This window comes from Pseudonocardia sp. SID8383, from assembly GCF_009864975.1.
Taxonomy (GTDB): domain Bacteria; phylum Actinomycetota; class Actinomycetes; order Mycobacteriales; family Pseudonocardiaceae; genus Pseudonocardia; species Pseudonocardia alni.
Map to the genome: position 1 here is coordinate 1 of NZ_WWFY01000381.1, position 12,175 is coordinate 12,175.

Below are 12,175 nucleotides of genomic sequence, written 5' to 3' on the forward strand. Positions count from 1 at the left end.
CCGGTGACCCGGGCCGCTGGGGCCGCGCCGACGACGACGGGACCATCACCCTGGTCACCGCCGACGGCGAGCGGGTCGTCGGCTCCTACCAGGCCGGACCGCCCGCGGAGGGCCTGGAGCACTACGCGAAGCGGTTCGACGCGCTGGTCACCGAGACCGAGGTGCTCGCCGCGCGGATCGCCGGCGGCGGGGACGCGAAGGCGTCGCTGACCGCGCTCACCGCGCTGCGCGAGGGCCTCGGCGAGGCGCACGTGGTCGGGGACGTGCCCGCCCTGCGCGAACGGCTCGACGAGCTGGTCGGCCGGGCCGAGCAGGGCGTCAGCGCGGCGAAGGAGGAGCGCGAGCGCGCCCGGCACGACGCCGTCGCCCGCAAGGAGGCGCTCGCCGTCGAGGCCGAGAAGATGGCCGCGGACTCCACCCAGTGGAAGCAGGCCGGGGACCGGTTCAAGGCGATCCTCGACGAGTGGCGCAGCGTCCGCGGCGTCGACAAGAAGACCGACGAGCAGCTGTGGAAGCGCTTCTCGAAGGCCCGGGAGGCGTTCAACCGGCGGCGCGGCTCGCACTTCGCCGACCTCGACCGCCAGCGGGTCACCGCGAAGGCCCGCAAGGAGGAGCTCGTCGACCGGGCCGAGGCCCTGGCCGACTCCGACGAGTGGAACGCGACCGCGGCCGCCTATCGCGACCTGATGACCGAGTGGAAGGCCGCGGGCCGCGCCCACCGCGAGGCCGACGACGCGCTGTGGGCCCGCTTCCGCGGCGCGCAGGACCGCTTCTTCGCCCGCCGCGGGGAGTACTTCTCCGCCCGCGACACCGAGTTCGCCGAGAACGCCGAGGCGAAGCGGGCCCTGCTCGCCGAGGCCGAGACGATCGACCTGTCCGACCCGGACGGCGCACGGGCCCGGCTGCGCGAGGTCCAGGAGCGCTGGGAGGCCATCGGCAAGGTCCCGCGCGAGGAGATCCGCACCCTGGAGGGGCGGCTGCGCGGGATCGAGGACAAGGTCGCCGCCGCCGCGGACGCGCAGTGGCGCCGCACCGACCCCGAGGCCCAGGCCCGCGTGGAGCAGTTCCGGGTGCGGGTCGAGCAGTTCGAGGCGCAGGCGGAGAAGGCCGAGGCGGCCGGTGACGGCAGGCGCGCCGAGCAGGCCCGTGCGCAGGCGGCGCAGTGGCGGGAGTGGCTGACCGCCGCCGAACAGGCGGTCGACGAGCGGTAGGGGTCAGTCGCGCTGCAGCGCGGCGCCCGCCCACACGAAGGTCAGCAGCACGACCGCGATCACGCCGAGGACCATCCCGAACCCGGGGCCGGCCCCGGCGCCGGTCTGCTGCGACCAGATCGCCCACAGCCCGTTCACCGAGGAGATCCCGCAGCCGAAGGCCGCGAGCCACGCGAGCGCCCACAGCCGGGTCAGCAGCGCGGCCGCGGACACCACGACGGCGAACCCGGTCATGGTGAACGAGAACAGCGTCGGCAGCGGCCCGGAGGTGCCGAAGGCCAGCACCTGCCAGCCCGGGGTGCCCGCCACCCACGGCAGCAGCAGCGCGGCGACGGCGGCGACGATCGCCACCGCGATCAGCATGGCGCGCGTACCCGGGTCGATCCGGCGGGCGACACCGCGCCCGGCCCGGTCGATCTCGGCGCGGGTCTCCGGGGACACGTCGCTCATCGGGCACCTCCGGTGGTGGCGGGGACGCCGCAGGACGGCGTGGCGGGTGCCGGCTCGGGCGCCGGGGCCCCGAACGCGGGCAGACCCAGAGTGGTCGGTGCCCCGGACGGGCGCTCGCCGGCCTCGGCGGCGTCGCCGGCGCGGGTGCGGCGGTGGGTGAGCACGCCGCCGTCGGCGACGAGGTGGTGCGGGGCACCGCGGTCGATCCGGACGGTGACGATGTCGCCCGGCCGGATGCCGGTCGCATCCCCGGGCGCGAAGTGCACGAGCCGCCCGTCGCGGGCGCGGCCGGTGAGCCGGGCGGTCGCCGCGTCCTTGCGGCCCTCGCCGGTGGACACCAGCAGCTCGACCTCGGTGCCCTCCTGCCTGCGGTTCTCCTCCCAGGAGATCCGCTCCTGCAGCGCGACGAGGCGCTCGTAGCGCTCCTGCACGACGGCCTTGGGCAGCTGGTCGGGCAGGTCCGCGGCGGGCGTCCCGGGGCGCTTCGAGTACTGGAAGGTGAACGCCGCGGCGAACCGGGCCCGCTCGACGACGTCGAGGGTGTCCTGGAAGTCCCGCTCGGTCTCGCCGGGGAAACCGACGATGATGTCGGTGGTGATCGCCGCGTGGGGGATCGACTCCCGCACCTCGGCCAGGATCGACAGGAACCGCTCCGAGCGGTAGCTGCGGCGCATCCGGCGCAGGACGTCGTCGGAGCCGGACTGCAGCGGCATGTGCAGCTGCGGGCAGACGTTCGGGGTCTGCGCCATCGCGGCGATCACGTCGGAGGTGAAGTCGCGCGGGTGCGGGCTGGTGAACCGCACCCGCTCCAGCCCCTCGACCTCGCCGCAGGCCCGCAGGAGCTTCGAGAACGCCTGCCGATCACCCATGTCCGAGCCGTAGGCGTTCACGTTCTGCCCCAGCAGGGTCACCTCGAGCACGCCGTCGGCGGCGAGGGTCTGCACCTCGGCGAGCACGTCGCCGGGGCGCCGGTCGCGCTCCTTGCCGCGCAGCGACGGCACGATGCAGAACGTGCAGGTGTTGTTGCAGCCCACCGAGATCGACACCCAGCCGGCGTAGGCGGAGTCGCGGCGCGCGGGCAGCGTCGAAGGGAACACCTCGAGCGCCTCGGCGATCTCGACCTGCGCCTGTTCGTTGTGCCGGGCCCGCTCCAGCAGCGTCGGCAGGGCGTGCACGTTGTGCGTGCCGAACACGACGTCGACCCACGGGGCCCGCCGCGTGATCGTGTCACGGTCCTTCTGGGCCAGGCAGCCGCCCACGGCGATCTGCATGTCCGGGTTCGCGACCTTGCGGGGGCGCAGGTGCCCGAGGTTGCCGTAGAGCTTGTTGTCCGCGTTCTCCCGCACCGCGCAGGTGTTGAACACGACGACGTCGGCGGTGTCGGGGTCCTCGGCCCGGGCGTACCCGGCGTCCTCCAGCAGACCGGCCATCCGCTCCGAGTCGTGCACGTTCATCTGGCACCCGTAGGTGCGCACGGTGTAGCTGCGGCTCACACACCCGAGGGTAGGCGCCCGGTGCGACGACGCCGGGACGGGGCCGTCGGGGATGATGGGCCGGTGCACCGGCCCGGGCCCCCGCTGACGAGGCGCACCGTGCTGCGCGCGGGGGCGGTGCTGGGTCTGGGGGCAGGGCTGGCCGCCTGCACCGGGCCGCGGCCCGCCGCCCCGCTGGTGATCGCCGGCGGGGTGCAGCCGGGGGTGTACATCAACCTCGCGCGCACGCTGTCGGAGATCTGGCGGGAACGGCTCGGGCTCGCCGCGGCCCCGCAGGTGCTGGGGACCGCGGGCAGCGCGCAGAACATGGAGCTGCTGACCACCGGTACGGCCGCGGTGACGATCAGCCAGGTCGACGTGGCCGCCGACGTCGCCGCCCGCACCACCGGCCCGGCCGAGCCGCGCGCACTGGCCCGGCTCTACGACGACGTCACCCACATCGTCGTGCGCGCCGACTCCGGCCTGCGCAGCATCGCGGACCTGCGGGGGCGGCGGGTGTCGATCGGCCCGGGTGGCAGCGGATACCAGCCGATCGCGGTCCGGCTGCTCGACGTGGCCGGGATCGGCCTCGCGGGTCTGGGCACCCGCGCGGAGCTGGGCCTCACGGACGCGACGGCGGCGCTGCGCGAGGGCACTCTCGACGCGTTCTTCTGGTCCGGCGGGGTCCCCACCGACGGCGTGCGGGAGCTGGCCGCGCAGGTCCCGATCCGGCTGCTGGAGCTCGGCGGCGTGCTCGACCGGATGCGCGACCGGTACCCCGTCTACTCGGTGGCGACGGTCCCCGCGAACACCTACGGCCTGCCCGGCCCGGTGTCGTGCCTGTCGGTGCGCAACGCGCTGCTGGTCACCGAGGGGATGGACGCCGACCTGGCCGGCGCGCTCATCCGCGCCGCCTTCGACGAGCAGCCGCGGCTGGCCCAGGCCAGCCCGGCCGCGGTGACCGTCGACTCCCGCTCGGCGATCGGCACCCAGCCGATCCCGCTGCACGACGGCGCCGTCGCGTTCTACCGGGCCACCAAGGGCTACTGAGCCGCACCCGGGCGCAGCCACAGTGTGACCCGCAGCCCGCCGCCCGGGGCGGCGCCCAGCTGCAGGCTCCCGCCGGCCGCGGCGGCGGCCCGCACCGCGATGGCCAGACCCAGCCCGCTGCCCTCGACGTTGGTCTGACCGGGCGCCCGCCAGAACCGGTCGGTGGCCCGCGCCCGGTCCTCCGGCGCCAGGCCGGGCCCGCCGTCGACGACGCTGACGCCGATCCGGTCCGCGGTGCGCAGCGTCGCGACCCGCACCCGTCGCCCGGCCGGGGTGTACTTGAGCGCGTTGTCGAGCAGCGCGTCGAGCACCGACTCCAGCGCGGGCTCGCCGATCAGGGCGTGCAGACCGTGCGGGCCGCTGCGGCGCAGCTCGATCCCGGAGTGCTCGGCCAGCGGCCGCCAGTTGTCCACGCGTTCGGCGATGACGAGGTCGAGGTCGGTGTCCTCGGCGTCACCCGGATCCTCCACCGCGCGCTCGGCGCGGGCCAGCGCCAGCAGCCCGTCGAGCACCCGGGACAGCCGCTCGGCCTCCTCCATCGCCGCGAGGTGGTCGTCGGCGGCGGCCGGGTCGACGTGCCCGTCGAGGTTGGACAGCCGCAGGCGCAGCGCCGTGAGGGGGTTCCGCAGCTGATGGGAGGCGTCGGCGACGAACGCGCGCTGCGCGGCGAGCGCCTCGCGCACCGTCTCGGTCATCCGGTCGAACGACCCGGCCAGCGAGCGCAGCTCCGGCGGGCCGCTGCGCCGCGACGGCGGACCGGGCGGCCCCCCGGCGACGACGGCCGTCCCGACCCGGCCCATCGCCTCGTCGAGCCGGCGGACCGGGCGCAGCACCCAGGCGGTGAGCGGCAGCGCGACCAGGGTGCCGGCGAGCAGCGCGAACACCGCGGCCCCGGCGATCAGCGACCAGGTGCGCACCGCCTCGGCCCGCAGTGCGTCGGTCGGTGACACCGTCGCCACCGCGCCGACGACCTCGCCGTCGACGAGCACCGGCTCGGCCAGCACCAGCGGCCGGGCGTCCCACGGCATCAGCAGCGGGTAGGTCGACGAACGGCGCCCGGCCAGCGCGACCGCGGTCCGCTCGGTGGCGTAGTCCCCCAGCTCGGGCAGCCGGTCGGCCGGGCGGGACGCGGTCAGTGTCCGACCGGTCCGGTCGACCACGAGCACCGCGACGCCGTAGACGTCGTCGTAGCGGGTGATCTCGTCGGTGAAGGTGGTGAGCGCGGAGCTGCCCGCGGGGGCCTCGATGAGCGGGCGCTGCGCGGTGGAGGCGAAGGAGATCGTGTCGGTGAGCCGGTCGGTGAAGACCTCCTCCTGGGCGCGCTGGGCGGCGGTCCACGCCAGCGGGACGCCCAGCCCGGCGGCGAGCAGCCCGACGAGCACGAGCACGACCAGCAGCAGCCGGCTGCGCACGGGTCAGTCCTCGGTGGCGGCGAAGCGGTACCCGACGCCGCGCACGGTGCGCACCAGCTCGGGGCGGCCGAGCTTGGTCCGCAGCGTCGCCACGTGCACGTCGAGGGTCCGGTTCGCGCCCGCCCAGCCGCGCCCCCACACCTCGGCGACGATCTGGGCGCGGGTGCAGACGGCGCCGTCGGCGCGCGCGAGCAGCGACAGCACCTGGAACTCCTTGCGGGTGAGCACCACCTGCTCCCCGGCGACGGTGACCTCGTGCCGTTCGGGGTCGACGCGGACGTCGCCGACGGTCACCGGGGCCGACCCGGCCGGGGCGACCGTGCCGTCGTCACCGACCTTGCGGCGGCGCTGCACCGCGTGCACCCGGGCCACGAGCTCGCCGATGTCGTAGGGCTTGACCAGGTAGTCGTCGGCGCCGGTGTGCAGACCGGCGATGCGGTCGGTGACCTCGCCGCGGGCGGTCACCATCAGCACCGGGACCTCGGAGACGGCGCGGATCGCACGGCAGACGTCGAGCCCGTCGGCGTCGGGGAGGCCCAGGTCGAGCAGCACGACGTCGACGCCGTCGAGGTGGTCGACGGCGCCGCGGCCGTGGTCGAGGCGGGTCGTGGTCATCCCGTGCCGGTGCAGCGCCGGGCGCAGCGCGGCGGCGACCCGGTCGTCGTCCTCGATCAGCAGGATGTGCACCGCTGCCCGCCCTTTCCGTTACGTGGCCGAGACCCTAAAGGTTCCTCAAGGTGGTGGACTCGCATGTCCGTTCCGTCCAGGCTCTCGCCATGTCCGGAGGCAGCATGACCAGCCCGCCCGCGTCCAGCACTCCCATGGTGCGGATGGCCGGGGTGCAGAAGCACTTCGGCGACCTCCACGTGCTGCGCGACATCGATCTCGACGTCGCCCGTGGTGAGGTCGTCGTCGTCCTCGGCCCCTCCGGTTCCGGCAAGTCCACACTCTGCCGCACGATCAACCGTCTCGAGCCGATCGACACCGGCACGATCGAGATCGACGGCACCGCGCTGGCTGCGGAGGGCAAGGCGCTGGCCGCCCTGCGCGCCGACGTCGGCATGGTCTTCCAGTCGTTCAACCTGTTCGCGCACAAGACGATCCTGGAGAACGTCACGCTGGCCCCGCTCAAGGTCCGCGGCGCCTCCAAGGCCGAGGCCGAGAAGACCGGGCTGGCGCTGCTGGAGCGCGTCGGCATCGCGAACCAGCGCGACAAGTACCCGGCGCAGCTGTCCGGCGGCCAGCAGCAGCGCGCGGCGATCGCCCGCGCGCTGGCGATGAAGCCGAAGGTGATGCTCTTCGACGAGCCGACCTCGGCGCTGGACCCGGAGATGGTCAACGAGGTGCTCGACACCATGACCTCGCTGGCCAAGGAGGGCATGACGATGGTCGTCGTGACCCACGAGATGGGCTTCGCCCGCCGGGCCGCGCACCGCGTCGTGTTCATGAGCGACGGCGAGATCGTCGAGGACTCCACGCCCGACGACTTCTTCACCGCGCCGCGCAGCGACCGGGCCAAGGACTTCCTCGGCAAGATCCTCTCCCACTGACCCACCCCACCCCGACGAGCGGAGCGAACGTGAAGAGAACCCGCATCCTGGTGGCGGCCGCCCTGGCCGCCACCCTGGCCCTGGCCGGCTGCGGCCAGGAGGGCGCACCGGGCGCCGAGGGCTCGGGCTACGAGCCCACCGTCGCACAGAACGTCGAGGTCGCCGGTTCGCCGACGTTCGCGGCGATGAAGCAGCGCGGCCGCGTGATCGTCGGCGTCAAGGACGACCAGCCGGGCCTCGGTTTCCGCGACGCCACCACGGGCCAGTTCACCGGCTTCGACATCGACATCGCCAGGATGGTCGCCGGCGGTCTCGGCTTCTCCCCGGACCAGATCGACTACAAGGTCGTCCCGTCCGCGGCACGTGAGGACGTCATCGAGCGCGGCGAGGTCGACTACTACGTCGGCACCTACACGATCAACGACAAGCGCAAGCAGCGCGTCGGGTTCGCCGGGCCGTACTACACCGCGGGCCAGGGCCTGCTCGTGCGCGCCGACGACAACGCGATCACCGGCCCGCAGACGCTGCAGGGCAAGAAGGTCTGCTCGGTCACCGGCTCGACCCCGATCCAGCGGGTCCGGGACCAGAACCTCACCGAGGCGTCGAACATCGTCGAGTTCCAGACCTACACCCAGTGCGTCGACCAGCTGATCAACAGCCAGGTCGACGCCGTCACCACGGACGACGCGATCCTGCTCGGCTACGCCTCGCAGAACCCGGAGCAGCTGAAGGTCGTCGGCGAGAAGTTCTCCTCCGAGCCCTACGGCATCGGCCTGCCCAAGAACGACACCGCGCTGCGCACCAAGGTCAACGACCTGCTGCAGGCCGCGATCGACGACGGCACCTGGAAGACGATCTACGACGGCACCCTGGGCAAGTCCGGCACCCAGGCCCAGCCGCCGGCGATCGACCGCTACTGATTCCGTGACGCGGCCGGTCCCCGGGTGGTCCCGGGGACCGGCCGCGTCCATGAGCACGGAAGGAGGGCATCGCGGTGAACGTCCTGCTGGACAACGCCGACGTGTACTGGCGCGCGATCCTCGGCACCGTCGGGCTGTTCGTCGTCTCGGCGATCGGCTCGCTGATCCTCGGCACCCTGATCGCCGGTCTGCGGGTCAGCCCGGTGCCGGTGCTGCGCAGCTTCGGCAGCCTCTACGTGACGCTGCTGCGGAACACGCCGCTCACCCTGGTGCTGTTCTTCTTCGCCTTCGCCTACCCGCGCCTGGAGCTGGTGGAGTTCTCGTTCTTCACCCTGGCCTGCATCGGCCTGACCCTCTACACCGCGGCGTTCGTCTGCGAGATCGTCCGGTCGGGCATCAACACCGTGCCGGTCGGCCAGGCCGAGGCGGCCCGGGCGCTCGGTTTCACCTTCACCCAGACACTGGGGCAGATCGTGCTCCCGCAGGCTGTGCGGGCCGTCGTCCCACCGATGACGAACATCCAGATCGCGCTGCTGAAGAACACCACGATCGCCTCCGGGTTCGCGGTGTTCCAGCTGGGCAGCGTCTACAGCGTGCTCTCCGAGCGCGGCTACAACGTCATGATCGGCCTGCTCTGGATCGCGGCGATCTTCGTGGTCCTGGTGGTCCCGCTGACGCTGCTGCAGCGGCGGCTCGACGCGAAGTGGGGTGTCGCCCGATGAGCTCGGTCCTCTACGACGTGCCCGGACCGGCCGCGATCCGGCGCAACCGGACCCTCGGCGTGGTCGGCACGCTGGTCGTCCTGGCACTGGTCGGGTTCGTGGTCTGGCGGTTCTACGAAGCCGGGCAGTTCTCCCCGCGGCTGTGGGAGTGGATCACCTACGTCCGCATCCAGTACCTGCTGCTCGGCGCGCTCTGGGCGACGATCAGCGCCTTCGCGGTGGCCGCGGTGCTGTCGCTGGCCTTCGGTGCGTTCTTCGCCGCGGGACGGCTCTCGGACCACCGCTGGGTCAGCGTCCCGGCGACGACGGTCGTCGAGTTCTTCCGCGCCGTCCCGCTGCTGGTGCTGATCTTCATCCTGTACTTCGGCCTCTCCCGCGGGCTCGGCATCGAGATCGACGCCTTCTGGGCGGTCGTGCTCGGCCTGATGCTCTACAACGGCTCGGTGCTCGCCGAGGTGTTCCGCGCCGGTGTCAACGCGGTGCCGCGCGGTCAGCGCGAGGCCGCCTACGCGCTCGGGATGCGCAAGACCCCGGTGATGACGAACGTGCTGCTCCCGCAGGCGCTGCGCTCGATGCTGCCGACGATCCTGTCGCAGCTCGTCGTGGTCCTGAAGGACACCGCGCTCGGTTTCATCATCCTCTACCCCGAGCTGCTCTACCAGGCGCGTTTCCTGGGCAGCCAGAACCAGCTGGGCTCGCCGATCCTGCCGGTCGCGCTGGTCATCGCGGTGATCTACATCGGGCTGTGCCTGATCCTGACCGGGATCTCGCGGCTGGTGGAGCGGCGGCTGTCGCAGGGGCCGCGCAGCGGCGGGGCGAAGCCCGCCGACCCGGAGCTGACCGCGCCGCAGGTGCCGTCCGGCGCCGGGTACGGGGGCGGCGCGGCCTGACATTCGTGGACACGGCCCCGGGAGGACGTCCTGTCCTCCCGGGGCCGAGGTCGTCTACAGGTGCCGCAGGAATGCGTCCGGGTCGGCGAGGAACCCCCGCGTCAGCACGACCGGGAGCGCCTCGTCGTACCCGACGCGGCGGACCGCGCCGTCGTCGCCGATCTCCAGGATCGTCGCCCCGGGCAGCGCGAGCAGCACCGGCGAGTGGGTGGCGACGACGAACTGGCTGCCCCGCTCGGTCAGGTCGGTCATCCGGGCGAGCACGGCCAGGGCCCCGGTGACCGACAGGGCGGCCTCCGGCTCGTCGAGCAGGTACAGCCCGCGCGGGGAGAACCGGTTCCTCAGCAGCGCAACGAACGACTCGCCGTGGCTGCGCTCGTGCGGCGAGCCCCCGAACGCCGGCGACAGCGGCGGGCCGCCGCCCTCCCGGTCGAGGCGTTCGACCTCGGTCGCCACGTTGTAGTAGGACTCCGCGCGCAGGAAGAAGCTGGTCCGTTCCCGCCCCGGCCGGCGCACCGTCCGCAGGTGCGTCCCGAGGTCGGACTCGCTGGCCCGGGTCGCGAACCGGAACGACGCCGAGCCGCCCTCCGCGTTGAGCCCGAGCGCGACGGCGAGCGCCTCCAGCAGGGTGGACTTACCGGACCCGTTCTCCCCGACCAGGAACGTGACGCCCGGGTAGAGCGCGAGGCCGCCGTGCGCGCGCAGCCACCGCACGACGCCGAGGTCGAACGGGTAGCCGTCGGCGGGCGCGTCGGGGTCGAGGGTCACACGGGCGACGAAGTGCCCGGCGCTCACAGGTTCTCGATGTCCACCGGCTCGATGCCCTCCTCCGGGGGCAGCGCGAACCCGAACACCCGGGAGTAGAACGCGAGCTCGGCGTCGAGGGCCCGGCGGATGTTCGCGGCCTGCCGGAAGCCGTGCTGCTCCCCGGCGAACAGCAGGTAGGCGACCGGCACCCCGCGCCCGCGCAGCGCGTCGACGATCATCTCCGACTGGTTGGGCGGGACGATCGCGTCCTCGTCGCCCTGGAGCACGATCAGCGGGGTGCGGAAGCGCTCCACGTGGGTGAGCGGGGAGCGCTCGGTGTACACCGCCTCCGCCGCGGGCCACGGCCCGACCAGGCCGTCGAGGTAGCGAGACTCGAACTTGTGGGTGTCGCGGGCGAGCGCGGCCAGGTCGGCGACGCCGAAGTGGTCGGCCCCGGCGGAGAACGGGGTGTCGTCACGGGCGAGGGCGGCCAGGGTGGTGAACCCGCCCGCCGAGCCGCCGCGGATCGCCATCCGGGCCGGGTCGACGCGGCCGGTGTCGGCGAGCGTGCGGGCCGCGGCGAGGCAGTCGGCGACGTCGACGACCCCCCAGGCACCCTTCAGCTGCTCGCGGTAGGCGCGGCCGTAGCCGGTGGAGCCGCCGTAGTCGACGTCGACGACGCCGAACCCGCGGCTGGTCCAGTACTGCACGGCGACCGAGAGGACCGGGGTCGCGGAGCCGGTCGGCCCGCCGTGGATGACGACGAGCAGCGGCGGCAGCTCGCCCTCGGGGGCGTCGTGACCGGCCGGCGGCGGGTAGAACAGCGCGTAGCCGGTGCGCGGGCTGCCCGCGGCGTCCGAGGACAGGAACGTGATCGGCTCGGGAACCGACACGGTCTCCGGGTGCAGGCCGAGGTCGCGCGGGGCGCGCAGGGTCTGCACCCCGGCCGCGCCGGGCTCCCCCGCACCGTCCGGGGCGGGCACGACGCGGTGCACGCCCGGCTCGGCCGTGGGCGACCCGGCGACGCAGACCACGGCGTAGGGCCCGTCGGCGCGCACCGAGCCGATCGCGGTGAACGGGGTGTCCAGCTCGATGATCCGGCCGTCGAGCTCACGCACGACCAGCGCGTCGAAGCCGCGCGAGGAGCGGGCGAACACGACGCGGCCGTCGTCGAGGACGGCGTAGCGCGAGCCGCCGAGCGACCAGCCGGGGACACCGATCTCGGCGTCGATCCGCACCAGGGTCTCGATGTCGTGGCCGGGCAGCCAGCGGTAGAGGTTCCACCAGCCGGTCCGGTCGCTGATGAACGTCAGCGACCCGTCGGACTGCCACTGCGGCTCGGTGACCGACTCCCCCGGCCCGCCCGCGACGACGGTGTCCACCCCGGACGCCAGGTCGCGGACGGTGAGCTCGACGTCGTCCCACGGCATCGACGGGTGGTTCCAGGACAGCCAGGCCAGCGTGCCGCCGTCCGGGGAGATCCGCGGCGCGGCGACGAAGTCCGGGCCGCCGACCAGCACCTCCGGCTCCGACGGGGCGCGGGCGTCGAGCCGCACGATCTCGTTGACGACCTCGGCGGCCGGGGTGTGCGCGGCGTGGTGGCGCTCGCGGACCACGACCATCCAGGTGCCGTCGGGGGCGACGTCGCCGTCGGCGTGGCGGTCGCCGCGGGGCACCGCGGGCTCCGGGGTGAGCGCGACCGGGGCGGCGCCGCGGTCGAGCCGGTACAGGCGCTGGTCGGCCCACTCGAC

At 73.8% G+C, this 12,175-nt stretch carries 12 protein-coding genes; 6 read left to right on the forward strand and 6 right to left on the reverse strand.

Features of this window, described 5'->3' with window-relative positions; all coding sequences use genetic code 11:
• Positions 1-1,211, forward strand: a 1,211-nt coding sequence (locus tag GTW08_RS09330; protein ID WP_161151770.1) for a DUF349 domain-containing protein, incomplete at its 5' end; no start/stop codon positions are given.
• Positions 1,212-1,214: 3 nt separating this feature from the next.
• Here the strand turns inward: GTW08_RS09330 and GTW08_RS09335 are convergent.
• The gene (locus GTW08_RS09335; protein WP_161151771.1) at positions 1,215-1,661 is read right to left on the reverse strand and encodes a V-type ATPase 116kDa subunit family protein; all 447 of its coding nucleotides are present in this window, start codon (positions 1,659-1,661) and stop codon (positions 1,215-1,217) included.
• Complete coding sequence (gene miaB, locus GTW08_RS09340; protein ID WP_161151772.1) at positions 1,658-3,154, reverse strand: tRNA (N6-isopentenyl adenosine(37)-C2)-methylthiotransferase MiaB; 1,497 nt, start codon at positions 3,152-3,154, stop codon at positions 1,658-1,660. Before miaB ends, GTW08_RS09335 begins: the two co-directional genes overlap by 4 nt.
• Positions 3,155-3,217: 63 nt before the next feature.
• Between miaB and GTW08_RS09345 the strand changes: the two genes are divergently transcribed.
• Positions 3,218-4,183: a TAXI family TRAP transporter solute-binding subunit gene (locus GTW08_RS09345; RefSeq protein WP_161151773.1), complete on the forward strand. Its 966-nt coding sequence runs from the start codon at positions 3,218-3,220 to the stop codon at positions 4,181-4,183.
• Here GTW08_RS09345 and GTW08_RS09350 read toward each other — a convergent pair.
• Together GTW08_RS09350 and GTW08_RS09355 are read right to left on the reverse strand one after the other, a co-directional pair.
• Positions 4,177-5,595: an ATP-binding protein gene (locus tag GTW08_RS09350; protein ID WP_161151774.1), complete on the reverse strand. Its 1,419-nt coding sequence runs from the start codon at positions 5,593-5,595 to the stop codon at positions 4,177-4,179. The genes GTW08_RS09345 and GTW08_RS09350 overlap by 7 nt on opposite strands.
• 3 nt (positions 5,596-5,598) lie before the next feature.
• The gene (locus GTW08_RS09355; RefSeq protein WP_062396678.1) at positions 5,599-6,282 is read right to left on the reverse strand and encodes a response regulator transcription factor; all 684 of its coding nucleotides are present in this window, start codon (positions 6,280-6,282) and stop codon (positions 5,599-5,601) included.
• Positions 6,283-6,416: 134 nt separating this feature from the next.
• On the opposite strand from GTW08_RS09355, the gene GTW08_RS09360 reads away from it, so the two are divergent.
• The 4 genes from GTW08_RS09360 (at position 6,417) to GTW08_RS09375 (ending at position 9,677) form a co-directional block, all read left to right on the forward strand.
• Entirely contained in the window at positions 6,417-7,145 is a 729-nt protein-coding gene (locus GTW08_RS09360) for an amino acid ABC transporter ATP-binding protein (RefSeq protein WP_062396680.1), read from the forward strand.
• Positions 7,146-7,174: 29 nt separating this feature from the next.
• Positions 7,175-8,065 (forward strand): glutamate ABC transporter substrate-binding protein, encoded by an 891-nt coding sequence (locus GTW08_RS09365; RefSeq protein WP_161151775.1) that lies wholly within the window; start codon positions 7,175-7,177, stop codon positions 8,063-8,065.
• Between the two features lie 74 nt (positions 8,066-8,139).
• Positions 8,140-8,787, forward strand: a complete 648-nt coding sequence (locus tag GTW08_RS09370; RefSeq protein WP_062396684.1) for an amino acid ABC transporter permease — start codon at positions 8,140-8,142, stop codon at positions 8,785-8,787.
• A complete protein-coding gene (locus tag GTW08_RS09375) occupies positions 8,784-9,677 on the forward strand; it encodes an amino acid ABC transporter permease (RefSeq protein WP_073577422.1) in 894 nt (297 codons plus the stop codon). The genes GTW08_RS09370 and GTW08_RS09375 overlap by 4 nt, the downstream gene beginning before the upstream one ends.
• 54 nt (positions 9,678-9,731) lie before the next feature.
• Here the strand turns inward: GTW08_RS09375 and GTW08_RS09380 are convergent, their stop codons facing one another.
• Both GTW08_RS09380 and GTW08_RS09385 read right to left on the reverse strand, forming a co-directional pair.
• Positions 9,732-10,472 (reverse strand): AAA family ATPase, encoded by a 741-nt coding sequence (locus tag GTW08_RS09380; protein WP_337825761.1) that lies wholly within the window; start codon positions 10,470-10,472, stop codon positions 9,732-9,734.
• The coding region (locus GTW08_RS09385; RefSeq protein ID WP_161151776.1) for a prolyl oligopeptidase family serine peptidase at positions 10,469-12,175 on the reverse strand (1,707 nt) is incomplete at its 5' end. The genes GTW08_RS09380 and GTW08_RS09385, both read right to left, overlap by 4 nt.